This is a genomic window from Variovorax sp. OK605 (assembly GCF_900115445.1).
In the GTDB taxonomy this organism is placed as follows: Bacteria; Pseudomonadota; Gammaproteobacteria; order Burkholderiales; family Burkholderiaceae_C; genus Variovorax.
Genome location: NZ_FOWL01000003.1, coordinates 104,526 through 128,398 on the forward strand (window position 1 = coordinate 104,526; position 23,873 = coordinate 128,398).

The following is a 23,873-nucleotide window of genomic DNA, read 5'->3' on the forward strand; positions in this document are numbered from 1 at the left end:
TCCCCCTCCCCTGCACCATTCTTGTATTCCCACATGCATAAAAGAAGCTGGGCATCGTTATGCACTCCATAAAAAACAATTTGGCTTCGTCCATTAATTTCGAGCAATTGCGCACTTTTGCACTTGTTCTTGAAGCAGGCAGCTTTTCCGCCGCGGCCGAGCGCCTCGGATTGACCCAGCCCGCGGTCAGCGTGCAGGTCAAGCAGCTCGAAAGACGCCTCGGCGTCCGGCTGATCGAGCGGGTCGGGCGCCGCATCGGCCCCACGCCGGCCGGCGCGGACCTGCTGGCCGAGCTGCCGCACGTGACGGCGGCGCTGTCCAACGCGATCAACGCCGCCACCTTCCATTCGGCGGGCGTGGCGGGCCGCGTGCGGCTGGGCACGGGCGGCACCAGCTGCCTGTACCTGTTGCCGCCGGTGCTGCGCGACCTGCGCGCGCGCTATCCGCTGCTCAACATCATCGTGAGCACCGGCAACACCGAGAGCTACGTGCGGCGCGTGGAAGACAACTCGGTCGACGCCGCGCTGGTCACGCTGCCGGTGTCGTCGCGCGCGCTGGCGGTCACGCCGATCCTGCGGGACGACTTCGTCGCCATCTGCCAGCGCGGCAGCACCCGGTGGCCGGACACGGTCACCGCGCGCGAGCTGGACGCGCTGCCGCTCGTGAAGTTCGTCTCCGAAGCCAGCGCGCGGGGCATCGTCGACGACTGGCTGCGGCGCGGCGGCCGCACGTCACCGCCGGTCATGGAGTTCGACAGCGTCGAAGCCATCAAGGCGATGGTGGCGGCCGGGCTGGGCGTGGCGATCCTGCCGAAGATGGCGGTCACGGGCCGGGGGCACCATGCCGAGCTCGACCTGCGCCCGCTGCACCCGCCGCTGCACCGCACGCTGGCGCTGATCACCCGCAACGACAAACCGGTGACCAAGGGGCTGCGGCAGGTGATCGATGCGGTGGTGGCGGCCGGCCACGCAGCGGAGGCGGCGGGGGCTGCAGAGGCTGCGGAAGCCTCGAACGCCGCGTGCTGCGCGGCTACCGCGCGTCCAGCACCCTGAGCGTTTCCGCCAGCACCTGCGTGCCGGTGGCCACCTGTGCCTGGCTGGCCCATTCTTCCGGACAGTGGCTGCGCCCGTCGAGGCAGGGGATGAAGATCATCCCCATCGGCCCCGCGGCCGCCATATGCATGGCGTCATGGCCCGCGCCGCTGGGCAGCGCCCGGTGCCGCAGCGCGAGGCCGTCGGCGGCCTGGGCCACGGCCCGCATGACCTCGTCGGAACACTTCACGGGCGGCGTCTGCGTGAGCGGCGCCATGCCGCAGGCGACGCGCAGCCGCTGGAAGTCGTCGCGACACAGCGCCAGCAGGCGCTCCGGAAAATCGTCGAGCACCGACTGCGCATTGCTGCGCACCTCGAGCACCATGTCGACCCGGCCGGGCACGGCGTTGGGCACGTTGGGGCTCATCGCAATGCGCCCGATGGTCGCCACTACGTAGTGCGGCCGGCCGTCCATGGCGTTGGCCTCGCGGTGCGCGGCGTCGATCAGGCGGGCCGCGCCCACCAGCGCGTCGCGGCGGATGTCCATCGGCGTGGTGCCGGCGTGGTCGGGCTGGCCGGTCACGGTGAGCGCCACGCGGCGGATGCCCACGATGTCGGTGACCACGCCGATCGGCAGCCCTTCGCGTTCCAGCACCGGCCCTTGCTCGATGTGCAATTCGACGAATGCAGCCACGCCACCGCGGCCGCCGGTCACGCGGGCGGCCTCGGCCAGCGCGTCGGGACGCGCGCCGATGCGCTGCATGCCCTGCGCGAGGCTCTCGCCGTGTTCATTGCACGACGCCAGCATGGCCTCGTCGAGCGTGCCGGCGAAGGCGCGGCTGCCCACGCAGGAAATGCCGTAGTCGCTGGGCTCCTCGCAGAGAAAGTCGATCACCTCGAGCGGGTGGCGCAGCGCAACGCCGCTTTCGTGCAGCGACTGCGCCACCTCGAGCCCCGCGAGCACGCCCAGGATGCCGTCGAAGCGCCCGCCGCCCACCACCGTGTCGCAGTGCGAGCCCGTGACCAGCGGCGCCAGGCCGGGCTGCGTGCCTTCGCGGCGGCCAATCAGGTTGCCGGCGGCGTCGATGCGGACGGCGAGGCCGGCCTGCTCGAACTCGCCGCGCAGCCAGTGCCTGGCGCGGTCGAATTCATCGGAGAAGGCCCGGCGCGTCCAGGGAACGTCGGGGCGGGTGAAGGAAGACAGGGTTTCGAGGCGTCGCCAGAGGCGGTCCGCCCGGATGGAAAGGGGTGTGCGCATGCCCGTATCTTGGTGCGTGCCGCGCCGCCGGTGAAGCGGGGGCACGTGATGCGAGCCATAAAAGGTTCTTGGGGGATGCGCTGTCCTCGCCGGGCACGCGGTACTGCAGCAGCATGTGATCGGCTTCGAACAGCGCCGTCACCTGGTGGCCGGCCGACTCGAAGCCGACCAGGCGCTCGCCCGCATGGACGACGCCGGCGGGCAGCGCGTTGCGCATCGCGGCGTAGAGCATGTTCCACGAGGTCTGGGTCTGCGGCATGTACGTGCGGTGGAGCACCTGGTCGTCGGCGCCCAGGTAGATGCGGTCGCCCGAGCGCACGCCCAGCGCGTCACCGTGCGGGATGCCGGCGAAACGAAAGGCCGCGAGCACGTCGGGCTGCAGCACGATGCCGCCACCGCGGCTGTCGAGGGCGCCGGACGAGCGCTCGAACAGGGCGACATCCCAGCCGGCGGCCAGCAGCGTGGTCGCGGCAAACAGGCCGCTGAGCGAGCCGCCGGCGATCACGGCACGGGGGCGGGAAGGTGAACGGGCGCTGGTCATGGCGTGTCCTGGACGAGGGGGCGGGGCGGCATGCGGGCTCCCGGTGGGCCAGCCGGAAGCGGCCAGGCAAGAGGCCTACTTTTGCGGGCCGGGGTTTCGGGTGCATGTCGCGCGGCGAGGGCTTTCTTACAAATGCAAGAGTCGCGCCGCGTCCCGGCCGCAAGGCCTCGCCCTTGAAACGTCATCGATTGCCCTTATCATTAGCACTCGCTGCTGATGAGTGCTAACAGCTCTCACTGCCAGTCGAATGGGTGTCCGACCCCGGTCCGGTGCCCGACCACAAACCCGTTTCTTATCCATATCCAGGAGATGCAATGAAACTTCGTCCTTTGGCCGATCGCGTGATCGTCAAGCGTGTTGACAGCGAAACCAAGACCGCCTCCGGCATCGTCATCCCCGACGCAGCCGCTGAAAAGCCCGATCAAGGCGAAGTCCTGGCCGTTGGCCCGGGCAAGCGCACCGACAAGGGCGAACTGACCGCACTGACCGTCAAGGTCGGCGACCGCGTCCTGTTCGGCAAGTACAGCGGCCAGACCGTCAAGGTCGATGGCGACGAACTGCTGGTGATGAAGGAAGACGACCTGTTCGCAGTCGTCGAGAAGTAAGCCTTCTCCTCCTTTCGACCTCATTCAATCAAATCCATTCGGAGTTAATTCATCATGGCAGCAAAAGACGTAGTCTTCGGCGGAGAAGCCCGCGCACGCATGGTCGAGGGTGTGAACATCCTGGCCAACGCAGTCAAGGTCACCCTGGGCCCCAAGGGTCGCAACGTGGTGCTCGAGCGCTCGTTCGGCGCCCCCACCGTGACCAAGGACGGTGTGTCCGTGGCCAAGGAAATCGAACTCAAGGACAAGCTGCAGAACATGGGCGCCCAGCTCGTGAAGGAAGTGGCCTCCAAGACCAGCGACAACGCTGGTGACGGCACCACGACCGCCACGGTCCTGGCACAAGCCATCGTTCGCGAAGGTTTCAAGCTGGTGGCTGCCGGCATGAACCCGATGGACCTGAAGCGCGGCATCGACAAGGCTGTCACGGCCCTGGTCGCCGAGCTGAAGAAGGCTTCCAAGCCCACCACCACCTCCAAGGAAATCGCGCAAGTCGGCTCCATCTCGGCCAACAGCGACGAAACCATCGGCAAGCTCATCGCTGACGCGATGGACAAGGTCGGCAAGGAAGGCGTGATCACCGTGGAAGACGGCAAGTCGCTGGACAGCGAACTCGACGTCGTCGAAGGCATGCAGTTCGACCGCGGCTACCTGTCGCCCTACTTCATCAACAACCCCGAGAAGCAATCGGCGCTGTTGGACAACCCCTTCGTGCTGCTGTTCGACAAGAAGATCAGCAACATCCGTGACCTGCTGCCGGTGCTGGAGCAAGTCGCCAAGGCTGGCCGTCCGCTGCTGATCATTGCCGAAGAAGTCGAAGGCGAAGCCCTGGCTACGCTGGTCGTGAACACGATCCGCGGCATCCTGAAGGTCGTGGCTGTCAAGGCTCCTGGCTTCGGCGACCGCCGCAAGGCCATGCTGGAAGACATCGCCATCCTGACGGGCGGCAAGGTCATCGCTGAAGAAGTGGGCCTGACGCTCGAAAAGGTGACGCTGGCCGACCTGGGTCAAGCCAAGCGCATCGAAGTGGGCAAGGAAAACACGATCATCATCGACGGCGCCGGCGCCGCTGGCGACATCGAAGCCCGCGTGAAGCAAGTGCGCGTGCAGATCGAAGAAGCCACGAGCGACTACGACCGTGAAAAGCTGCAAGAGCGCGTGGCCAAGCTGGCCGGCGGCGTGGCAGTGATCAAGGTCGGCGCTGCCACCGAAGTCGAAATGAAGGAAAAGAAGGCTCGCGTCGAAGACGCCCTGCACGCCACCCGCGCTGCAGTGGAAGAAGGCGTTGTGGCTGGCGGCGGCGTGGCTCTGCTGCGTGCCAAGCAAGCTGTGGGCGACTCGGTCAAGGGCGACAACGCCGACCAGGAAGCCGGCATCAAGCTGGTGCTGAAGGCCATCGAAGCGCCCCTGCGCGAAATCGTGAACAACGCCGGCGGCGAAGCCTCGGTGGTGGTGAACGCTGTGTTGGCCGGTTCGGGCAACTACGGCTTCAACGCTGCGAACGACACGTACGGCGACATGCTCGAACTGGGCATCCTGGACCCGACGAAGGTCACGCGCACCGCACTGCAGAACGCCGCTTCGGTGTCCTCGCTGCTGCTGACGACCGAAGCCATGGTTGCTGACGCACCCAAGGACGAGTCCGGCGCCGGCGGCGGCATGCCCGACATGGGTGGCATGGGCGGCATGGGCGGCATGGGCATGTAATGCCCGGCTGAGCTCTGCTCACCAACAAGAAGGGCCGCGAAAGCGGCCCTTTTTATTGCGCGTTCCGTTCGACGCGAATGGCGAACTGCGGCGGGGTCATCGGGTCTCCGAACGAGACCTCAAACAGCGCCGTCCACCACGCGCCGCCGTCTTCTGCCATTGCGGCACCGCTACGCTCGGAACCAGATCTTGAACGTCACATACACCGCATAGCCAAGGGCAAGCACGGTCCACGTCAGGAAAAACACGTTGGCCCAGTACTCGCCCGCATGGGCCGCCAGGGTGTAAATCTGTCCCTTGCAACCCTTGCCGAGGCATGACACCTCACCCCGAACCAGCGCGCGCAACAAGGCAAACAAGAGGCCGCACGCCAGGACGGCGCTCATGAGAAATCCCACCGGCCCGACAAACCCTTCGGTGCGTTTGCCGTTCTCGTCGCGATACCCCTTCCGGAGCAGGTTCTGCCCGAACTTGTACCAGGCAAATCCGAGCAAGAGCATCAGCACGTAGTAAATGGCGTTGTGCATGTCATCGAATCGTTGTGCTGTGAGGGGGTGGCGGTGCGTTGACGGGATCGTACCCGGGCAACGAGCGCGCATTGGCCGACGAGAACCCAAGCTCATCGCAGGTGCCGACCTGGAATGCCTGTGCGCTTGCGCTACCGGAACTGATCGCGCAGCGCGACGTAGAGCGCCTGGAAGCGCGCATGGCGTGCCATGTGCACATCGACCCCGTCTTTGGCAGGCACCAACTGCCGCTTCACGGGCGGAAGCGCGCAGACCTCGGCCACATCACCGCCATCGGCCAGCCACGCCAAACGCGCCGCGCCCAGCGCGCCACCGGTCTCGCTGCCCGCATAGAGCGTGAGCGGCACCTGGAAGATATCGGCCAGCAACTGCCCCCACCACACGCTGCGTGCGCCGCCGCCCACCAGCGCCACCTCGCGCAGCGGCATGTCGGCCGGCAGGCGCAAGGTGTCGAAGCCGTCGCGCAGCCCGAAGCTCACACCCTCGACCACGGCATACGCGATTTCCGCCGGCCCGTGCGCGTGCGTCAGCCCGAACAGCACGCCTTGCGCTTCGGGGTTGTTGTGCGGCGAGCGCTCGCCCGACAGGTACGGCAGAAACAGCGGGCAGCGCTCGCGCTCCGCCAGCGGGAGCGATGCCGCCGCTTCGAGCAGCGCCGCCTCGTCAACGAACTTGAAGGTCTTCGCAGCCCAGCTCACCGCGCTCGCGGCCGAGAGCATCACCGACATCTGGTGCCAGCGTTTCGGCAGCGCATGGCAGAAGGCATGCATCGCCTGCGCAGGGTTCGGCAGGAAGCGGTCGGTCGACACGAACACCACGCCCGACGTGCCCAGCGACACGAAGCCCTGCCCCGGTTCGACCAGCCCCATGCCGACCGCGCTGGCGGCGTTGTCGCCGGCACCGCCCGCGATCAGCACGTCGTTGCCCAGGCCCCAGCGCACGGCCAGCTCGGGCTTCAGCTGTGCGGAGACTTCGCTGCCCTCGACAAGGCGCGGCATGTGCGCGCGCGTGAGGCCCGTGGCCGCCAGCAGCTCGTCGGACCAGTCGCGCGCGCCCACGTCGAGCCACAGCGTGCCCGCCGCGTCCGACATCTCGCTGACCGCCTCGCCGCTGAGCATGAAGCGCAGCCAGTCCTTGGGCAGCAGCACGCGCGCGACGCGGCCGAACACCTCGGGCTCGTGCTCGCGCACCCACAGCAGCTTGGGTGCGGTGAAGCCGGGCATCGCGAGGTTGCCCGCGATCTCGCCGAGCCGCGGCACGGCGCGCGTGAGCGCCTCGCATTGCGCGCCGCTGCGGCCGTCGTTCCAGAGGATCGCCGGGCGCAGCACCTCGCCCTCCGCGTCGAGCAGCGCGGCGCCGTGCATCTGGCCCGACAGGCCGATGGCACGCACGGCCGCCAGCTCTTCAGGGTGCGACTTGCCCAGCGCCCGCATCACTTCTTCGAGCGCGCTCCACCATTGCGCGGGCGCCTGTTCCGACCACAGCGGATGCGGTCGTTCGACGGTGAGGTGCGCGCGGGCCACGCCCACGATGCGATGGTCGTCCGCGAGCAGCAGCGCCTTGAGCTCGGACGTGCCGAGGTCGAGTCCAAGATACAAGATGAGCCCCTGAAAAGATCTAGGAAGGAATGCCGCTGCCGAAGCGCGTGTCGGCCTGTCTACGGAATTCACTCGGCGTCATGCCCTTGATTTCAAGAAAGCGCCGGTTGAAATTGGCCACGTTGTTGAAGCCCACCTGGTAGCAGATGTCGGTCACGTAGTGGTCGGTCTGCATCAGCAGGTGGCAGGCGCTGTTGATGCGCACGCGGTTCACGAAGTCGGTGAAGCTGTTGCCGGTGGAGCGCCGGAAGAAGCGGCTGAAGCGGCTCTCGCTCATGCCCAGCTCGGCCGCCACGTCCGACATGGAAATCGGCTCGGCCATGTTGTTGGTGATGCGGTTGACGATGCCGTTGATCTGGTCGACCTGCGCGTCGCCGTCCGCCCCCTGCGCGCCCTGCATCTGCACGCTCGACAGCAGCCGGTAGTCGGTGCATTCGGCCAGGTCGGCCAGGAACTCGCAGAACATGCCCAGGCGCCGCACGCCGCGCGCGGCCTTGATGTGGTCCCAGTGCGCCTGCGCCTTCTGCGACATGCCGAAGAACTCGATGCCGTGGCGCGCGCGCTCCAGCAGCTGCATCACCTCGCGCAGTTCCGGAATTTCCGCGGCCGCGCGTTCGATGGGTTCGTGGCGGAACTGGATCACGCGGTCGCGCCCCGCGGCGCCGCCTTCGGGCACGTCGAGCGAGATCCAGTTGTGCGGCAGCCGCGGCCCGCACAGCACCAGGTGGCCGGGCTGGAACGGCCCGATCCAGTCGCCGATGAAGGCCTTGCCCGAGGTCTCGGTGATCAGGTGCAGCTCGTAGTCTTCATGGAAATGCCAGCGCACCAGCGGGCTGGGGAAGCCGTGCGCCAGGCAGCGCACCAGGCCGGTTTCCTCGGGCGCCTCGTAGCCCAGCGAGGGCGAGCGCGCAAAGTCGCGCTCCAGCTCGGGTTGGCGCTGGCGGGGAATCGAACGCTTGCGTGTGGACGTCGTCATGGCAGCAACGGTTCAGGCCGCACGGTTCAGGGCCGCGTGGCCTCAGCGCTATTCTGTTCCTCCGCGAGCGCGGCGTGAACCGCGGCCAGCGTCGGCGGATCGGCACCCTCGCGGGTGCAGTTGAGCGCGGCGGCGGTGGCGGCAAAGCCCATCACCTCGCGCCAGGCTTCGTCGCTCAGCTCGCCGAGCTGTGCCGGTTGCTCGACGCCATGCGCGAGCAGCGAAACCGACAGGCCGGCCGTGAAGGTGTCGCCCGCGCCGATGGTGTCGACCACCTGCACGCGCGGCGCGGCCACGGCCAACGGCGCATGGCCCGCGCGCCACAGCGTGGCGCCGTCGCCGCCGCGCGTGACGATCACCGCGCGCGCACCGGCCTTCAGGCACTCGACGGCCAGCGCATCGGCCGGCTGGCCGGGCGCGAGCAACTCCGCGTCCTCGTCGCTGAGCTTCACCAGGTCGGCCAGCGCGAACCAGCCCGAGACACGCGCGCGGTAGGCGGCCATGTCGCTGATCAGGCTGGGCCGCACGTTGGGGTCGAACATGATCACGCGCTGCCCCTTGTTCGCGGTGACCAGGTCGGCGATGCGCGTGGCGGCCGGGTCCTGCAGCAGCGAGATGGAGCCGAAGTGCAAGAAGCGGCACGCCGCCGGCAGCTGCGGCAGCGGCTCGGGCGCCCAGGTGGCATCGGCGCTGCCGCGCGTGTAGAAGGCGTAGCGGTTGGTCTGCGGCGTGCGCTCGACGAAGGCCAGCGTCGACGGTGCGTTGCTGCGCAGGATGAAGCTGGTGTCCACGCCGTTGTGCTGCAGGAAGCCCATCAGCCGTTCGCCGAACAGGTCGCTCGACAGCTGCGTGAGAAAGCCCGTGGGCTGTCCGAGCCGGGCGCAGGCCACGGCCGTGTTGAGCGGCGAGCCGCCCTCGTGGCCGACGAACGCCAGGGTGCCCGCCTCGCTGGCGGTGAAATCGATCAGGGCTTCGCCCGTGAGTGCTATGCGCATGGTGTCTGGATTCTGGTTCAGGGCAAGGCGCGCGCATCGGCCAGGAAGCCGCTTTCGGCGGCCAGCGTGGCGGGATGGTCGAGCAGTTCGGCAAACAGCCGCGGCGGGACGGTGATGGCGCCCACGCCGAGCCCCAGCAGCGAAAGATACGCCTCGCGCGAGCGGATGCTCGCCACCAGCAAGCGCGTGTTCGACGAAGGACGGCGGGCCACCAGCGACTGCATCTGCGCGATCAGCGCGAGGCCGTCGACGCCCGAGTCTTCGAGCCGCCCGAGGTAAGGCGCCGCATAGGCCGCGCCCAGCTGCGCCGCGAAGTGCGCCTGCTCTGGCGCGTACACGGCCGTCCAGGTGACGGGCACGCCCTGCGCGATGAGCTGCGCGCCGGCATCGAGCCCCTGGCGCGTGGCGGGAATCTTGACGACGAGTTGGCCGCGGTCGAAGGGCGCCAGCAGCGCCCGCGCGTCTTCGAGCATGCCGTCGACCTCGCTCGAATACACCTGCGCCTGCACCTGGCGCGCGCCCAGTTCGACGCAGCGCGCGAGCAGGCCCGGCACGGCCGCGCGGCCCGCGCCCGCGCGCCGCAGCAGCGTCGGGTTGGTCGTCACGCCATGCACCACGGGATGCGGCAGGCAGGCCTGCAGCTCGGCCAGGTCGGCGCTGTCGAGGTACAGGTGGAAATCGTCGTTCATCGCTCTGGAAACTCGCAACAGGAAAGGTCAGCTCATGACGTTGCCGCCGTCGACATTGAGGGTCTGCGCCGTGATGTAGCGCGCCTCGTCGCTGGCCAGGAACACGGCGGCCCCCGCGATGTCGCTCGGCAGGCCCATGCGCCCGAGCGGCACCGCCAGCCCGACCTGGCGCTTCTTCTCGCCCGGCGGCAGGCCTTCGGCCTTGGCGAACAGGCTGTCGACATGGTCCCACATCGGCGTATCGACCACGCCGGGAGAAATGCCGTTCACGCGAATGCCGTGCGGCGCCATGGCCAGCGCGGCGCTCTGCGTGTAGCTGATGACGGCCGCCTTGGTCGCGCAGTAGTGCGACACCAGCGCCTCGCCGCGCCGCCCGGCCTGCGAGGCCATGTTGATGACCGACGCGCCCGGCGTGCCGGCCTCGACCATGTGGCGCAGCACGGCCTGCATCACGAAGAACATGCCCTTCACGTTGACCGCGAAGAGCCGGTCGAACGAAGCCTCGTCGCTGTCGAGCAGCGGCGCCAGGTCGAACACGGCGGCGTTGTTGAACAGCGTGTGGACCAGGCCGAAGGCCACCTGCGCCTCGGCCAGCATGTGCGCGATGGCCTGCGTGTCGGTGACGTCGGCCGCGATGTAGGCGAGATGGTCGGGGTGCGCCAGCTGCAGCACGCGCACGGCCTCGGGCGCGGCGGTGGCGCGGTCGATCACGGTGCAGCGCGCGCCTTCGGCGATGCAGGCCTGCGCCACGGCCAGGCCGATGCCGCCGCCCGCGCCGGTCAGCAGCACATGCCGGTGTTGCAGGCGCCCGCTCATGGCTGGCTTTCCGCAGCGATGAAATGCGCGGCGCGCTCGCCGGCGCGGCGCACGGCATCGGTCAAGCGCGCATCGGCGGCGAGCTCGCCCCACAGGCCCGCGTCCGCGCACAGCGCAGCGACCGGGTCGGCCGCGTCGCAGATGGCGTGCGCCACCGCTTCGTCCATGCCCTGGTCCTGGTACGCATAGGGCAGCGCACCCTGGTGCCAGCGCTGCAGGAACGCGAGGAACAGCGCGGGCAGCATCGCCACGCTGTCGATGCCCTGCCCGGTGGCCAGCCGCTCGCGCACGGTGGGCGCAATGAAGCCGGGAATCTTCGAGAAGCCGTCCGCCGCCACGCGCTGGTTGGTGTCGCGGATGGCCGGATTGCCGAAGCGGTCGAGCACCACGTCGCGGTACGCCGCGAGGTCGATCGGGCTCGGCGTGAGGCAGGGAATGACGTCGTCGGTGACGTAGTCGAACGCCATCTTGCGGATGGCCGCGTTGTGCGTGCCTTCGTGAATGAAGTTCAGCCCCACCAGCGTGCCGGCCCAGGCAATGCAGCTGTGCGTGGCGTTGAGGATGCGGATCTTGGCTTCTTCGTACGGCTGCACCGACGCGACCAGCTCCACGCCCACGCGGCCCCAGTCGGGGCGGCCAGCCGCGAAGTTGTCTTCGATGACCCACTGGATGAAGCTCTCGCCGGTGATGGCGGCCGCGTCGTCGCGCCCCGTGGCGGCCTGCACGCGCGCGCGCAGTTCGGGCGGCGGGCGCGGCGTGATGCGGTCGACCATGGCGTTGGGGCAACGCGTGTTCGCGTTCACCCAGGCCAGCAGGCCGGCGTCGCCCGAGCGCTCGATGAACTCCATCAGGCCCGCATGGAAGCGGTCGCCGTTGTGGCGCAGGTTGTCGCAGTTCAGCAGCGTCACCGCACCTGCGTTCGCGCTCTTGCGCGCGCGCAGGATGGCGCACACCGCGCCGTAGATGGTGACGCCGTCGCCGCCGGTCTCGCCGCGGCGCGCGCGCTCGATGTCGGCCGCCAGGTCGCCGAACGACAGGTCCAGCTTGCCCTTGTCGTCCAGGTAGTAGCCCGCCTCGGTCACGGTGAACGACACGATGCGCGTCGAGGGCGCCGCGCCGCGCGCGATCACGTTGGCCAGCGAGCGCTCCCAGGGCAGCACCTCGCGGATGGCCTCGATCTGCTCGTAGCGGTACTCGCCCGCCGGCGACACGGTTTCGAGCGTGTAGCGTCCGCCCTGCGCCTGCAGCGCCGCGACGACGTCGGCCATGTCCGGGCGGATGTTGGCGCCCGACAGCGACCAGCGGGTGTCGCCCGCGTCGATCAGCCGCTGCAGGTACACCGCCTGGTGCGCGCGATGGAACGAGCCCAGGCCGAGATGGAGCACCGTGAACTCCGTGGGAGCCGGTGGAATTTGCGCGATGGTCACGGGAATGTCCGTTGAAAAGACGTTGGAAGAATCAGGGTCGCGCGCTGACCGAACGGCCTTCGCGGTTGAACAGGTGCAGCACCGACGGATCGAGCTCCACGGCCACGTCGTCGCCGGCCTGCAGCGGCGTGCGGTCGTTCTGCCGCGCGATCAGCGGCACGCCGCCCACGTCGACGTGGATCAGCGTGTCGGCGCCCAGCGCCTCGATGAGCTCGACGCGGCCCTGCACGTCGGACACCGGCGCGCCCTGCTTCGGGTGCACGCGCAGGCCTTCGGGGCGCACGCCCAGGAAGCCGTCGGCGGGCAGCTTGCCGGCGGTGGCGGCCGAGAAGCTGGGAATGGCATTGGCCGCCACCATGTTCATCGACGGCATGCCGATGAACTGCGCGACGAACTGGTTGGCCGGGTGGTCGTACAGATCCAGCGGCGTGCCGACCTGCTCGATGAGCCCGTCCCTGAGCACCACCACGCGGTCGGCCAAGGTCATGGCCTCGACCTGGTCGTGCGTCACGTAGATGGTGGTCGCGCCCAGCGCGCGGTGCAGCTTGTGGATTTCCACGCGCGTGTTGCCGCGCAACGCCGCGTCGAGGTTCGACAGCGGCTCGTCGAACAGGAACACCTTGGGCGCGCGCACGATGGCGCGGCCGATGGCCACGCGCTGGCGCTGGCCGCCCGACAGGTCCTTGGGCGTGCGGTCCAGGTACTGCGTGAGGTTGAGCGTGTTGGCCGCATGCTCGACCTTGGTCTTGATCTCGCTCTTGGACACGCCCGCCAGCTTGAGCGCGAACGACATGTTGTCGTACACGCTCATGTGCGGGTAGAGCGCGTAGCTCTGGAACACCATGGCCAGGTCGCGCTTGCCCGACGGCGCCCAGGTGATGTCCTTGTTGTCCAGCAGCAGGTTGCCGCTGGTGATGGGCTCCAGCCCGGCAATCAGCCGCAGCAGCGTCGACTTGCCGCAGCCCGAAGGCCCGACGAAGACGATGAACTCGCCCTTCTGGATCTGCAGGTCGACACCCTTGATGATGTTGACGTCGCCGAAGCTCTTCTTGATGTTCTTGAGTTCGAGGTAGGCCATGAGATGTCTCCCTTTCTTTACTTGACGGCGCCGAAGGTCAGGCCTTGGACGAGTTGCTTCTGGCTGAACCAGCCGAACACGACGATGGGCGCGATGGCCATCAGCGAGGCCGCCGACAACTTGGCCCAGAACAGGCCTTCGGGGCTGGAGTACGACGCGATGAGCGTGGCCAGCGTGCCGGCCTTGGCCGAGGTGAGGTTGAGCGCCCAGAAGGCCTCGTTCCAGCTCAACACGAGACACAGCAAGCCGGTCGATGCGAGCCCGCCGACGGACAGCGGCAGCACGACATGGCGGAACTCGGTCCACAGGCTCGCGCCGTCCATGCGCGCGGCCTCCAGGATCTCGTTCGGAATGTCCTTGTAGGCGCTGTAGAGCATCCACACCATGATCGGCAGGTTCGACAGCGTGAACACGATGGTCAGCGCGGTGAGCGAGTCCAGCATGCCCGCGGTCTGCGCGATGACGTAGATGGGCACCAGCGCGCCCACGGCCGGCATCATCTTGGTGGAGAGCATCCACATCAGGATGTCGCGCGTCTTCTTCGTGCGGAAGAAGGCCATCGAGTACGCCGCGGGCGCCGCGATCAGCAGGCCCAGGATGGTCGAGCCCAGGCTGGTGATGAGCGAGTTGCGCGCGTACAGCAGGTAGTCGCTTCGGCGCTGCACCTCGCCGAAGTTGTCCAGCGTGGGTTCGAAGATGAACAGCGGCGGCACGTGGATCGCCTGCAGCTCCGTCTTGAAGGCCGTGAGGAACAGCCAGCCGAGCGGGAAGAACAGCACGAGCGTGACGGCCCACGCACCCACGGTGCGGATGGCCTGCGGCAGGAAGTTGCTGGGGGGTTGTTGTTGTTGCATGGCTTGCTGCTCCTCAGTCGAGGTTCTTGCCGATGATGCGGATGAGGAACACGGCCACGATGTTGGCCAGCACCACCGCGAACAGCGCACCGGCCGACGCCACGCCCACGTCGAAGTTCATGAGCGACTGCTTGAAGATCATGTAGGTCATGTTCGTGCTCTCGTTGCCCGGGCCGCCGTTGGTGGTGATGGCGATCTCGGCGAACACGCTGAGCAAAAAGATCATCTCGATCATGATCACCACCGCCATGGGGCGGCCCAGGTGCGGAACGGTGAGATAGAAGAAGCGCTGGAACGCGCTCGCGCCGTCCATGCGCGCGGCTTCCATCTGCTCGCGGTCGAGCGACTGCAGCGAGGTGATGAAGATCAGGCAGGCGAACGGCAGCCACTGCCAGGCCACCATGATGATCACGGACAGCAGCGGCACGTCGGTGAGCCAGTCGACCGGCTGCGCGCCGAAGAAGCGCCACAGGTCGGCCAGCACGCCGTAGATGGGGTTCATCATCATGTGCTTCCACAGCAGCGCGTTGACCGCGGGCATGACGAAGAACGGCGAGATCAGCAGCACGCGCACGATGCCGCGCCCCGGGAACGGCTCGTTCACCAGCAGCGCGAGCAGCACGCCGAACACCACCGTGATGACGATCACGCTGCCGATCAGCAGCAGCGTGTTCCACGTGGCCGGCCAGAAGTCGGGGTCGGTGATGAAGTAGTGAAAGTTCTCGATGCCCGCGAAGGTGCGTTCGCCGGGCTGCATGAGGTTGTAGTTCACCAGCGAGAAGTACAACGTCATCACGAGCGGCACGATCATCCAGAGGAAGAGCGTGAGCACCGCGGGCGCCATGAGGGCGCGGGGCAGGAGTCTTTTCATCGTGTGTTCCTCACTGGAGGCTGTTGCTCCCTCTCCCGCCCCGTGAAAGAGCCTGGAGAGGGTTGGAGCGAGGGCATGCGACGCCGGCTGCGGACGCGCGGCTGCCCCCTCACCCCGGCCCTATCCCTGTCCCCGAGGGGAGAGGGATAGGAAACGGCTTACTTGTAGTAGCCGCCCTTTTTCATCTCGCGCTCGGCCGCCGTCTGCGAGGTCTTCAGCGCCTGGTCGACCGTGACCTTGCCCGACAGGGCCGCGCTCATCTGCTGGCCCACCGCCACGCCGATGGCCTGGAACTCGGGAATGGCCGCGTACTGCACGCCGACGTACGGCGACTTGGGCAGCGTGCTGTCGGTGAGGTTGGCGCTGTCGATGGCCTTCTTCTCGGCTTCGGCGAACTTGGCCACCTTCTGGAACTCGGGGTTCGCGTAGGTCGACTTGCGCGTGCCGGTCGGCACCGAGGCCCAGCCGGTTTCCTTGGCCACCAGGTTGATGTAGTCCTTGGACGTGGCCCACTTGATGAACTTCTGCGCCGCCTCGTCCTTCGTCGAGCTGGCCGGAATGGCGAGGTTCCACGACCACAGCCAGTTGGCGCCCTTGGGCGTGGAGGCGGTCGGTGCCTGCGCGAAGGCCACCTTGTCGGCCACCTTCGACTGCTTCGGGTCGCTGATGAACGAGGCCGCGATGGTCGCATCGACCCAGGCCGCGCACTTGCCTTCGTTGAACAGCGCCAGGTTCTCGTTGAAGCTGTTGGCCGAGGCACCCGGGGGGCCGTCCTTCTTCATCATGTCGACGTAGAAGGTGATCGCGTCCTTCCAGGCCTTGGTGTCGATCTGCGGCTTCCACTGCATGTCGAACCACTGGCCGCCGTTGGTGTTCACCAGCGTGGTCAGGAAGGCCATGTTGTCGCCCCAGCCCGGCTTGCCGCGCAGGCACATGCCGTACACGCCGGCCTTCGGGTCGTTGACCTTGTCGGCGAACTCCTTCACCTGCGCCCAGGTCGGCTGGTCGGGGAACTTGATGCCCACCTTGTCGGCCAGGTCCTTGCGGTACATGAGCATCGAGCTCTCGCCGTAGAACGGCGCGGCGAACAGCTTGCCGTCGGTCGACAGGCCGCTGCGGATGGCGGGCAGCAGGTCGTCCACGTCATAGGCCGCGTCGGTGGCGATGGGCTTGAGCCAGCCCTTCTTCGACCAGATGGGGGTTTCGTACAGGCCGATGGTCATCACGTCGAACTGGCCGCCCTTGGTGGCGATGTCGGTGGTCACGCGCTGGCGCAGCGTGCCTTCTTCCAGCGTGACCCACTTGAGCTTGATGTCGGGGTTGGCTTTTTCGAAGAAGGGGGTGAGCTTCTGCATCTCGATCATGTGGCCGTTGTTCACGGTCGCGATCACGAGTTCGGTGGCGGCCTGGGACACGACGCCCGTGCCGATGAGTGCGAGGACGAGGCCCGCTTTCAGAAAACGCTTCATGTTGTCTCCTAGAGGTGAGCGACGCCCTCTTTGCTGTCGGGTCGCCGTGCCGGGAATTCTGAAGAAACGCGCTTGCGATTTTGGTACTTCGATTGTCCACACCAGTACTTTCATGCACCAGTTGACTGGGAGATTCCCTAGTTAACGCAATACAGCATGGATTTTGCGCAATCCAAAGGCCTCAGGTGCGGATTCGCGTGGATTCGCGCCGGTTCAGCCCCGCTCGCCCAGCAACTGGCGGCGAAACTGCGCGGCCGCCGGCGACAACGCCCGGTCCTCGCGGGTGATGAGGCAGATCGGCGGCACGCGCACCGGCAGCTCGATCGGCACGGTGCGCAGCACGCCCAGCCGGGCGTAGTGGCTGGCCTGCGAGGCGGGCATGACGGCCGCCATGTCGGAGTTTTCGAGCAAGGCCGTGATGGCGATCGGCGATGCCGTTTCGATGATGTCCAGCCGCGCCTGGATGCCGGCCTCGCGCATCGCCGCCTCGAAGCGCCCGCGCTGCGGCGAGCCCGGCGGCTGCAGCACCCACGACCAGTTCGCCATGTCGGCCAGCGTGACGCTCGCGCGCTCGAACACCGGGTGCGCGGTGCGCACCACCACCACCTGCGACTCGCCCAGCAGCGGCACGCTCGCGTACTTGGCATCGTCGTGGCCGTCGGTGAGGCGGCCCAGCACGAGGTCGACGTCGCCCTGCTCCAGCTGCGCCTGGATCACGTCGCTGGTCTCCACCACCACCGACACGGCCACCTGCGGATGGCGCCGGTGGTACTCGACCAGCGCGGGCGCCAGCAGCTCGGGCACCGCGCCCGGCACCGTGCCCACGCGCAGCGCGCCGCTCAGGCCCGAGCGCAGCGCCAGCATTTCCTCGCGCGCGCTGCCGAAGTCGCTGAGCACGCGGCGGGCGTAGCGGATCAGGATCTCGCCGTAGGGCGTGGGCTCCATGCCGCGCGCCAGCCGCTCGAAGAGCCGTTCGCCCAGCGAGTCTTCCAGCTGCTGCAGCAGCTTGGTGGCCGCGGGCTGGCTGATGTTCATGGCCTCGGCCGCGCGGCCCAGGTGGCGGTGGGTGTCGAGCCGGGCCAGCAGGAGCAGCTGGCGCGGGCGCACGTGAAGCATCAGCGAGGCGTCGGTCAGGCCAGTGGTCATGCCGCCGATCATGCACAAAAGTATATGAAGCCTCCGGCTTTTTCGATTGGATCGGAATGGCGAAGCTCCGTACGCTCGGCCCCATAACAAGCTGGAGACAACCCGATGAAGCTTTCCTTCCTGGCCCGCGCGGCAGGGCTCGCCGTGGCGCTGCTGGCAGCGGCGGCGGCCGGCGCCCAGTCGAGCTACCCCGACAAGCCGATGCGCATCATGGTGGGCGCCTCGCCCGGCGGCGGCACAGACATCCTGGCGCGCGTGCTGGCCGACAAGTTCTCGCCCTCGCTGAAGCAGACGGTGGTGGTCGAGAACCGGCCCGGCGCGTCCAACACCATCGCGGGCGAACTCACGGCCCGCGCGCCGGCCGACGGCGCCACGCTGCTGCTGGCCACCAACACGGCGCAGGCGGTGGCGCCGCACATCCTCAAGCTCAAGTACGACCCGCTGAAAGACCTGCAGCCCGTGGGCCTGGTGGCCGTGATGCCCAACGTGCTGGTGGTGTCGGCCAACTCGCCCTACAAGTCGGTGAAGGACCTGGTGGCCGCCATGGCGGCCAAGCCCGGCGGCTTCAAGTACGCCTCGTCGGGCATCGGCAGCACGCAGCACGTGGGCGGCGAGGCCTTCAACCTGGCCACGGGCATGAAGTCGATCCACGTGCCCTACAAGGGCAGCTCGCAGGCGCACGTCGACATCATGTCGGGCGAGGTCGACATGATGTTCGACAGCACCTCCTCGGCCATGGGCCAGATCAAGGCCGGCAAGTTCCGCGCGCTGGCCGTGACCTCTCCGCAGCGCTCGCCCGAGCTGCCCGACGTGCCCACGCTGGCCGAGCAGGGCGTCAAGGGCGCCGACGTGTCCACCTGGTACGGCCTGTACGTGACGGCCGGCACGCCGCGCTCCGCCGTGGAGCGGCTCAGCGCCGAACTCACCCGCACGCTGAAGCTGGCCGACGTGCAGACGCGCATCAAGGCCCTGGGCGGCGAGCCCGGCGGCCTGACCGGCGAACCCTTCGCGGCCATGAACAAGCAGGAGTTCGACCACTACGGCCAGCTCGTGCGCGACGCCAACATCAAGGCCGAATGACGCGGCCTTCTTCCTCCTCCTCTTTCAACTGAACCCCACCGACATGCCCACCCCATCGACACCCCCGAGCGTGACCTCCGCCAAGCCCCGCCTCGCCGTGCTGCTCGGCGACCCCAGCGGCGTCGGCCCCGAAATGGCCGTGAAGCTGCTCGCGCGCCGGCGCAACCTGGACGCCGCGCGCGTGCTGCTGATCGCCGACCCGGTGGTGCTGGCCGCTGGCGAGCGCGTGGCGGGCCTGAAGCTCGACGCGCTGCGCGTCGACAGCCTGGACGCCGTGCGCTTCGAGGACGGCCGCCCCACCCTGCTCGCGCACGACTGGATGGGCGGGCAAGAGGCGGCGCTGGGCGAATCGAACGAACAGTCGGGCCGGGCCTCTTTCGAGGCGCTGGAGCTGGCCACGCTGGCGGTGCGCCGCGGGCAGGCCGAGGGCATTCTTTTCGCGCCGCTCAACAAGCACTCGCTGCGCCTGGGGGGTCTCGTGCACGAGGACGAGCTGCGCTACATGCAGGAGCGGTTCGCGGTGACGGGCTTCGTGTGCGAGTTCAACCTCACGGGCGCGCTGTGGACCTCGCGCGTGACCTCGCACATTCCGCTGAAGGACGTGGCGAGCCACATCACGGCCGACGGCGTGCGCGACGCGGTGAAGATCATTGCCGCCGCGCTGCGCCGCGCGGGCGTGGCGCAGCCGCGCATCGCGGTGACGGGGCTCAACCCGCATGCGGGCGACGGCGGCTCCATCGGCATGGAAGAAATCGAGATCATCGCGCCGGCCATCGCACAGCTGCGCGCCGAAGGCTACGACGCGCGCGGCCCGTTCTCGCCCGACACGGTGTTCATCGGCGCGCGGCGCGGCGATGTCGATGCGGTGGTGTCGATGTACCACGACCAGGGCCAGATCGCGATGAAGCTCATGGGCTTCGAGCAGGGCGTGACGCTGCACGGCGGCCTGCCGGTGCCGGTGGCCACGTCGGCCAGCGGCAGCGCCTTCGACATCGCGGGCCGGGGCATCGCGACCATCGAAGGCCTGCAGCAGGCCTTCGACCTGTGCGTGCGCATGGCAGGCGGCGCGCCGGTGCCGGCGCGCGCTGCCGAGGCCACTACTACTACTGCGACGACGGCTACGGCTGCTGGCTGAGGCGCTGCAGCAGGCCCGCGGTGGAGGCGTCGAGCCCCGTGATGTCGCCCGAGGCGAGACGCGGCTCGATGTCCCTTGCGAGCACCTTGCCGAGCTCCACGCCCCACTGGTCGAAGCTGTTGATGCCCCACAGCGCGCCGCTGGTGAACACGCGGTGCTCGTACAGCGCGAGGAACGCGCCCAGCGATTCGGGCGTGAGCTTCTCGAACACGAAGAAGCTGCTCGGCCGGTTGCCCGGAAAGTTCTTGTGGCCGCCCGCGTCGAGCTTGCCCACCATCAGCGCCTGCGCCTGCGCGAGCGCGTTGGCCAGCAGCTTGGGGTGGTGGCCTTCGAGGTCGTGCGCAGCGTCGCGCACCGCCACGAACTCCAGCGGCGTCACGTCGGTGCCCTGGTGTAGCATCTGGAAGTAGGCGTGCTGGCCGTTGGTGCCGGGTTCGCCCCACAACACCGGCGACGTGCCGAACGCCACGGACTTGCCGCTGGCATCGACCTGCTTTCCGTTGCTTTCCATCTCGAGCTGCTGCAGGTAGGCCGGCACGCGCTTCAAGGCGGCGTGGTACGGCGCGATGCTGCGGCTCGTGAACTTGTGGAAGTTGCGGTACCAGACGTCGAGCAGGCCCAGGCGCACCGGCAGGTTCTGCGCGAGCGGCGCGGTGCGAAAGTGCTCGTCCATCGCATGCGCGCCCGCCAGCAGCCGGCGGAAACCGTCGGCGCCGATGGCCAGCGCAATCGGCAGGCCGATGGCCGACCACAGCGAATAGCGCCCGCCCACCCAGTCCCAGAAACCGAAGGTGGTGTCGATGCCGAACTTCTTCGCCGCTTCCACGTTGGTGGTCAGTGCCGCGAAGTGGCCCGCGATGTCGGTGCCGCCCGATTGCTCGTACCAGCGCTTCGCCGACTGCGCGTTGGTCATCGTCTCGGCCGTGGTGAAGGTCTTCGAGGCGATGAGGAACAGCGTGTGCTCCGGCGCCAGGCCCTTCAGCACGCCCGCCAGCTCGTGGCCGTCGACGTTCGACACGAAGTGAAAGCGCTTGCCCGGCGCGGCGAATTCCGCCAGCGCCAGCACGGCCATCTGCGGGCCGAGGTCGGAGCCGCCGATGCCAATGTTGACCACGTCGGTGATCGTGTGGTCGCCGCGCACCTTCTCGGCATAGGCCAGCATGGCGTCGAGCGTGGCGTGCACCTCGCGCAGTTCCGCAGCGGTCTTCGCTCCGGTGGGCGCGTCGGCCGGCGCGCGCAGCAGCGTGTGCAGCACGGCGCGGTCTTCGGTGTTGTTGATGTGCTCGCCCGCGAACATGGCGTCGCGATGCGCCTCCAGGCCGCACTCGCGCGCCAGCGTGAGCAGCAGCTCTTCGGTGCGCGCGTCGATCAGGTTCTTCGACAGGTCGGCGAAGACGTGGGGCGCCTCCTGGCTGAAGCGGGCGAAGCGGCCCGCGTCGTCCACGAAGGCATGGCGCACGTCGAACTGGCGGCCCGCCGTTTCAAAGTAGGACTGCAGCTGCGCCCAGGCCGGTGCGCGGTCGCAGCGAAGCGTCATGGCCATGTTTACTTGCCGCTTTCCTGCATGAGCTTCTCGAGCTTCACGGCGTCGGCCGCGAAGGCGCGGATGCCCTCGGCAAGCTTCTCGGTGGCCATGGCGTCTTCGTTGAGCGCAAAGCGGAAACCAGCCTCGTCGTAGCTGACCTTGGCCACATCGCCCTTGGCCGCGGCCTTGGCGTCGAGCGCGTGTTCGAGCGGCTCGTTGCTCGCGGCCAGCTCGGCCAGCAGCTCGGGGCTGATGGTCAGCAGGTCGCAACCGGCCAGCGCCTGGATCTGTCCCACATTGCGGAAGCTCGCGCCCATCACCTCGGTCTTGATGCCGTGCTGCTTGTAGTACTCGAAGATCTGGCGCACCGACTTCACGCCGGGGTCGTTGGCACCCGCGCTGGCGGCTTCGTCCCACTTGGCGCCGGCCGACTTCTTGTACCAGTCGTAGATGCGGCCCACGAAGGGCGAGATGAGCTGCACGCCGGCCGCGCCGCAGGCCACGGCCTGCGCGAACGAGAACAGCAGCGTGAGGTTGGTGCGGATGCCGCGCTTTTGCAGTTCGCGTGCGGCCTCGATGCCTTCCCAGGTGGAAGCGACCTTGATCAGCAGGCGCTTCTCGGTGTCGATGCCTTCGGCCTTGTAGAGCGCCACGATGCGCTCGCCGCGGGCAATGGTGGCGGCCGTGTCGAACGACAGGCGCGCATCGACTTCGGTGGACACGCGGCCCGGAATGATCTGCAGGATCTCGGTGCCGAAATTCACCAGCAGGCGGTCGATGACCTCGTCGAGCGGCTTGCCGGCGTGCTTCTTCACGGTTTCGTCGAGCAGCGGCCGGTATTCGGGCTTCTGCACGGCCTTGAGGATGAGCGACGGGTTGGTGGTCGCGTCCTGCGGCTTGGAAACGCTGAGCTGCTTGAAGTCACCGGTGTCTGCGACGACGGTGGTCCACTGGCGGAGGGCATCGAGTTGGTTCATGAAATCATTATCCTGTGCGGGTTATGACAAGTCCTGCACGCAGTTGCGCGTCGGCCGATGTTTTCATGCGCACCGTAGCACGGGTTTTCAAGCGGCTCCATCAGCCTGATGCCCGTGGGGTTGTACGGCCGGCAGCGCGCGATTTCCAACCTCCCCGCCCTACACCCGCTGTGGTCCGTGACTGACGGCCAGGTGCCCCGGCCCGGGGCTAACGTGAGGGGGACGCCGAACGCTTCACTTTTCGGGAAGCGTTCCCCCATCCCCCCCATTCAGGAGTGCCCCCATGACCCAACGCCATCGCCCCGCCGCGCCCGCCGTCCGGCCTTTCGACGACCGCCGCACCAGCCAGGCGATCGGCGCGATGGCCACGGCCTTCGTCGTCGGCGGGGTGGCCACCTGGCTGGCGCTGGGTGCCGCGCGCACGGCGCGCGCGCAGCCCGCGGGCCCGGCCGACGGCGCGCCGCTGATGCGCGCCCCGCTGCAGGTGGTGGCGCCGGTCGACCTGCAACGCTACGCCGGCATCTGGCATGAGCAGGCCCGCCTGCCCAACCGGTTCCAGAAGGAATGCGGCGGCCCGGTGACGGCCGAGTACACGCCCCAGCCCGACGGCACCGTCCAGGTGCTCAACCGCTGCGTGCGCGGCGACGGCAATTTCGACGAAGCCGTCGGCTCCGCCCGCGTGGTGCCCGTGGCGGGCCAGCCCGGCGCGGGCCGGCTCGAGGTGCGCTTCGCCCCGGCATGGCTCAGCTGGCTGCCGCTGGTGTGGGGCGACTACTGGATCCTGAAGCTGGACCGCGAATACCAGGTCTCGCTGGTCGGCACGCCGAACCGAGAGTACCTCTGGGTGCTGTCGCGCGCGCCGCGCCTGGACGACGCGGCGCTGCAGGCCGAACTGGCCTACGCCCGCAGCCTGGGGTTCGACACCGACAAGGTGGTGCTGACCGGCAGGTAACGCTGCAGCTGCGACGGCAGCGCGGCCGGCGAGGTGCAATGGATGGCGTGCCAGCCAAAGGCGCGGGCCATCTCGACGTTGGCGGCGGAATCGTCGATGAACACGGTCTGCTCGGGGTCCAGGCCGTAGCGCATGGCCAGCACCTCGTAGATCTCGCGCTCGGGCTTGAGGAATTTCACGTCGCCCGAGAACACCCCGCCGTCGAAGCGCCGCATGAACGCGTGCCGGCGCTCGAGGGCGCGGGCGTACGGTGCGGGCATGTTCGACAGGTAGTACAGGCGCAGCGGCTGACCGGCCTCGCGGTGGTCGATCAGCCGTTCGAGCATCTCGACCGTCACGCCGATGGGCTCGAGCCGCTCGCCCAGCCCTTGCAGCATGGCGTGCAGCGGCTCGGCCGGCAACCCCAGCCGGGCCGCCATGCGGGCGATGGCGTCGTCCAGCGTGCGGGTGCCGCAGTCGAAGCCGGTCCAGTCGTCGTGATGGAAAAGCGCCCGTCCCATGGCGGCCGCCGCGGCCTCATTGGGCGCGTGCGGCGCGAGATGGGTCTGTACCAGGCGGGTGGGCTCCCATGCGAACAGCACGGCACCCAGATCGAAAACCACGTTCATGCCGCCAT

At 68.2% G+C, this 23,873-nt stretch carries 23 protein-coding genes; 6 read left to right on the plus strand and 17 right to left on the minus strand.

Features of this window, described 5'->3' with window-relative positions; all coding sequences use genetic code 11:
* Positions 1-59 precede the first annotated feature (59 nt).
* Positions 60-1,052: a LysR family transcriptional regulator gene (locus BM013_RS08740; RefSeq protein ID WP_177225444.1), complete on the plus strand. Its 993-nt coding sequence runs from the start codon at positions 60-62 to the stop codon at positions 1,050-1,052.
* Here the strand turns inward: BM013_RS08740 and BM013_RS08745 are convergent.
* Together BM013_RS08745 and BM013_RS08750 are read right to left on the minus strand one after the other, a co-directional pair.
* Positions 1,030-2,289, minus strand: coding sequence for a Zn-dependent hydrolase (locus tag BM013_RS08745; RefSeq protein ID WP_093125508.1), 1,260 nt, complete (start codon positions 2,287-2,289; stop codon positions 1,030-1,032). The two genes, BM013_RS08740 and BM013_RS08745, sit on opposite strands and share 23 nt — an antisense overlap.
* Positions 2,180-2,830, minus strand: coding sequence for a Rossmann-fold NAD(P)-binding domain-containing protein (locus BM013_RS08750; RefSeq protein WP_143098248.1), 651 nt, complete (start codon positions 2,828-2,830; stop codon positions 2,180-2,182). Before BM013_RS08750 ends, BM013_RS08745 begins: the two co-directional genes overlap by 110 nt.
* A 314-nt stretch (positions 2,831-3,144) precedes the next feature.
* On the opposite strand from BM013_RS08750, the gene groES reads away from it, so the two are divergent.
* Complete coding sequence (groES, locus tag BM013_RS08755; protein WP_093125512.1) at positions 3,145-3,435, plus strand: co-chaperone GroES; 291 nt, start codon at positions 3,145-3,147, stop codon at positions 3,433-3,435.
* 54 nt (positions 3,436-3,489) lie between these two features.
* Positions 3,490-5,142, plus strand: a complete 1,653-nt coding sequence (gene groL / locus BM013_RS08760) for a chaperonin GroEL (RefSeq protein ID WP_093125515.1) — start codon at positions 3,490-3,492, stop codon at positions 5,140-5,142.
* Between the two features lie 170 nt (positions 5,143-5,312).
* Here groL and BM013_RS08765 read toward each other — a convergent pair whose 3' ends face one another.
* The 12 genes from BM013_RS08765 to BM013_RS08820 all read right to left on the minus strand — a co-directional run bounded on the left by BM013_RS08765 (position 5,313) and on the right by BM013_RS08820 (position 17,588).
* Entirely contained in the window at positions 5,313-5,669 is a 357-nt protein-coding gene (locus tag BM013_RS08765; protein ID WP_093125517.1) for a hypothetical protein, read from the minus strand.
* Between the two features lie 131 nt (positions 5,670-5,800).
* Entirely contained in the window at positions 5,801-7,267 is a 1,467-nt protein-coding gene (gene xylB, locus BM013_RS08770; protein ID WP_093125519.1) for a xylulokinase, read from the minus strand.
* Positions 7,268-7,286: 19 nt separating this feature from the next.
* Entirely contained in the window at positions 7,287-8,243 is a 957-nt protein-coding gene (locus BM013_RS08775) for an AraC family transcriptional regulator (RefSeq protein WP_093125522.1), read from the minus strand.
* A gap of 26 nt (positions 8,244-8,269) precedes the next feature.
* The gene (locus BM013_RS08780; protein WP_093125524.1) at positions 8,270-9,238 is read right to left on the minus strand and encodes a carbohydrate kinase family protein; all 969 of its coding nucleotides are present in this window, start codon (positions 9,236-9,238) and stop codon (positions 8,270-8,272) included.
* 17 nt (positions 9,239-9,255) lie between these two features.
* Positions 9,256-9,927, minus strand: coding sequence for a transaldolase family protein (locus BM013_RS08785; protein WP_093125526.1), 672 nt, complete (start codon positions 9,925-9,927; stop codon positions 9,256-9,258).
* Positions 9,928-9,954: 27 nt separating this feature from the next.
* On the minus strand, positions 9,955-10,743 hold the full coding sequence (locus tag BM013_RS08790; RefSeq protein WP_093125528.1) for an L-iditol 2-dehydrogenase: 789 nt from the start codon (positions 10,741-10,743) through the stop codon (positions 9,955-9,957).
* The gene (dalD, locus tag BM013_RS08795; protein WP_093126734.1) at positions 10,740-12,128 is read right to left on the minus strand and encodes a D-arabinitol 4-dehydrogenase; all 1,389 of its coding nucleotides are present in this window, start codon (positions 12,126-12,128) and stop codon (positions 10,740-10,742) included. Before dalD ends, BM013_RS08790 begins: the two co-directional genes overlap by 4 nt.
* A 73-nt stretch (positions 12,129-12,201) precedes the next feature.
* Entirely contained in the window at positions 12,202-13,248 is a 1,047-nt protein-coding gene (locus tag BM013_RS08800) for an ABC transporter ATP-binding protein (RefSeq protein WP_093125531.1), read from the minus strand.
* A 17-nt stretch (positions 13,249-13,265) separates the two neighbouring features.
* Positions 13,266-14,102: a carbohydrate ABC transporter permease gene (locus BM013_RS08805; protein WP_093125533.1), complete on the minus strand. Its 837-nt coding sequence runs from the start codon at positions 14,100-14,102 to the stop codon at positions 13,266-13,268.
* A 13-nt stretch (positions 14,103-14,115) separates the two neighbouring features.
* Positions 14,116-14,973 carry a carbohydrate ABC transporter permease gene (locus BM013_RS08810; protein ID WP_093125536.1) on the minus strand — a complete coding sequence of 286 codons (858 nt, stop codon included), beginning with the start codon at positions 14,971-14,973 and terminating at the stop codon, positions 14,116-14,118.
* A gap of 158 nt (positions 14,974-15,131) precedes the next feature.
* The gene (locus BM013_RS08815; protein ID WP_093125539.1) at positions 15,132-16,442 is read right to left on the minus strand and encodes an ABC transporter substrate-binding protein; all 1,311 of its coding nucleotides are present in this window, start codon (positions 16,440-16,442) and stop codon (positions 15,132-15,134) included.
* 213 nt (positions 16,443-16,655) lie between these two features.
* Positions 16,656-17,588, minus strand: a complete 933-nt coding sequence (locus tag BM013_RS08820) for a LysR family transcriptional regulator (protein ID WP_177206321.1) — start codon at positions 17,586-17,588, stop codon at positions 16,656-16,658.
* 105 nt (positions 17,589-17,693) lie between these two features.
* Between BM013_RS08820 and BM013_RS08825 the strand changes: the two genes are divergently transcribed.
* Together BM013_RS08825 and BM013_RS08830 are read left to right on the plus strand one after the other, a co-directional pair.
* A complete protein-coding gene (locus tag BM013_RS08825; RefSeq protein WP_093125542.1) occupies positions 17,694-18,668 on the plus strand; it encodes a Bug family tripartite tricarboxylate transporter substrate binding protein in 975 nt (324 codons plus the stop codon).
* Positions 18,669-18,711: 43 nt separating this feature from the next.
* Positions 18,712-19,803, plus strand: coding sequence for a 4-hydroxythreonine-4-phosphate dehydrogenase PdxA (locus BM013_RS08830; RefSeq protein ID WP_093125545.1), 1,092 nt, complete (start codon positions 18,712-18,714; stop codon positions 19,801-19,803).
* Here BM013_RS08830 and pgi read toward each other — a convergent pair.
* Entirely contained in the window at positions 19,787-21,346 is a 1,560-nt protein-coding gene (gene pgi, locus BM013_RS08835; RefSeq protein WP_093125547.1) for a glucose-6-phosphate isomerase, read from the minus strand. The genes BM013_RS08830 and pgi overlap by 17 nt on opposite strands.
* 2 nt (positions 21,347-21,348) lie before the next feature.
* Positions 21,349-22,305: a transaldolase gene (tal, locus tag BM013_RS08840; protein ID WP_093125550.1), complete on the minus strand. Its 957-nt coding sequence runs from the start codon at positions 22,303-22,305 to the stop codon at positions 21,349-21,351.
* A gap of 283 nt (positions 22,306-22,588) precedes the next feature.
* Here tal and BM013_RS08845 point away from each other — a divergent pair, with 283 nt between their 5' ends.
* Positions 22,589-23,257 carry a lipocalin family protein gene (locus BM013_RS08845; RefSeq protein ID WP_093125552.1) on the plus strand — a complete coding sequence of 223 codons (669 nt, stop codon included), beginning with the start codon at positions 22,589-22,591 and terminating at the stop codon, positions 23,255-23,257.
* Here the strand turns inward: BM013_RS08845 and BM013_RS08850 are convergent.
* Positions 23,203-23,865, minus strand: a complete 663-nt coding sequence (locus BM013_RS08850; RefSeq protein WP_093125555.1) for an HAD family hydrolase — start codon at positions 23,863-23,865, stop codon at positions 23,203-23,205. The genes BM013_RS08845 and BM013_RS08850 overlap by 55 nt on opposite strands.
* Positions 23,866-23,873: the final 8 nt, after the last annotated feature.

Excerpts from the sequence above, each read along its gene's own strand:
- BM013_RS08850 (WP_093125555.1), bottom strand. The coding sequence starts at position 23,865 with ATGAACGTGGTTTTCGATCTGGGTGCCGTGCTGTTCGCATGGGAGCCC.
- pgi (WP_093125547.1), bottom strand. The coding sequence starts at position 21,346 with ATGGCCATGACGCTTCGCTGCGACCGCGCACCGGCCTGGGCGCAGCTG.
- BM013_RS08775 (WP_093125522.1), bottom strand. The coding sequence starts at position 8,243 with ATGACGACGTCCACACGCAAGCGTTCGATTCCCCGCCAGCGCCAACCC.
- BM013_RS08800 (WP_093125531.1), bottom strand. The coding sequence starts at position 13,248 with ATGGCCTACCTCGAACTCAAGAACATCAAGAAGAGCTTCGGCGACGTC.
- tal (WP_093125550.1), bottom strand. The coding sequence starts at position 22,305 with ATGAACCAACTCGATGCCCTCCGCCAGTGGACCACCGTCGTCGCAGAC.
- BM013_RS08780 (WP_093125524.1), bottom strand. The coding sequence starts at position 9,238 with ATGCGCATAGCACTCACGGGCGAAGCCCTGATCGATTTCACCGCCAGC.
- BM013_RS08750 (WP_143098248.1), bottom strand. The coding sequence starts at position 2,830 with ATGACCAGCGCCCGTTCACCTTCCCGCCCCCGTGCCGTGATCGCCGGC.
- groL (WP_093125515.1), top strand. The coding sequence starts at position 3,490 with ATGGCAGCAAAAGACGTAGTCTTCGGCGGAGAAGCCCGCGCACGCATG.
- BM013_RS08805 (WP_093125533.1), bottom strand. The coding sequence starts at position 14,102 with ATGCAACAACAACAACCCCCCAGCAACTTCCTGCCGCAGGCCATCCGC.
- BM013_RS08845 (WP_093125552.1), top strand. The coding sequence starts at position 22,589 with ATGACCCAACGCCATCGCCCCGCCGCGCCCGCCGTCCGGCCTTTCGAC.
- groES (WP_093125512.1), top strand. The coding sequence starts at position 3,145 with ATGAAACTTCGTCCTTTGGCCGATCGCGTGATCGTCAAGCGTGTTGAC.
- BM013_RS08825 (WP_093125542.1), top strand. The coding sequence starts at position 17,694 with ATGAAGCTTTCCTTCCTGGCCCGCGCGGCAGGGCTCGCCGTGGCGCTG.
- BM013_RS08785 (WP_093125526.1), bottom strand. The coding sequence starts at position 9,927 with ATGAACGACGATTTCCACCTGTACCTCGACAGCGCCGACCTGGCCGAG.
- BM013_RS08815 (WP_093125539.1), bottom strand. The coding sequence starts at position 16,442 with ATGAAGCGTTTTCTGAAAGCGGGCCTCGTCCTCGCACTCATCGGCACG.
- BM013_RS08740 (WP_177225444.1), top strand. The coding sequence starts at position 60 with ATGCACTCCATAAAAAACAATTTGGCTTCGTCCATTAATTTCGAGCAA.
- BM013_RS08790 (WP_093125528.1), bottom strand. The coding sequence starts at position 10,743 with ATGAGCGGGCGCCTGCAACACCGGCATGTGCTGCTGACCGGCGCGGGC.
- BM013_RS08745 (WP_093125508.1), bottom strand. The coding sequence starts at position 2,289 with ATGCGCACACCCCTTTCCATCCGGGCGGACCGCCTCTGGCGACGCCTC.
- BM013_RS08830 (WP_093125545.1), top strand. The coding sequence starts at position 18,712 with ATGCCCACCCCATCGACACCCCCGAGCGTGACCTCCGCCAAGCCCCGC.
- BM013_RS08765 (WP_093125517.1), bottom strand. The coding sequence starts at position 5,669 with ATGCACAACGCCATTTACTACGTGCTGATGCTCTTGCTCGGATTTGCC.
- BM013_RS08820 (WP_177206321.1), bottom strand. The coding sequence starts at position 17,588 with ATGACCACTGGCCTGACCGACGCCTCGCTGATGCTTCACGTGCGCCCG.
- BM013_RS08810 (WP_093125536.1), bottom strand. The coding sequence starts at position 14,973 with ATGAAAAGACTCCTGCCCCGCGCCCTCATGGCGCCCGCGGTGCTCACG.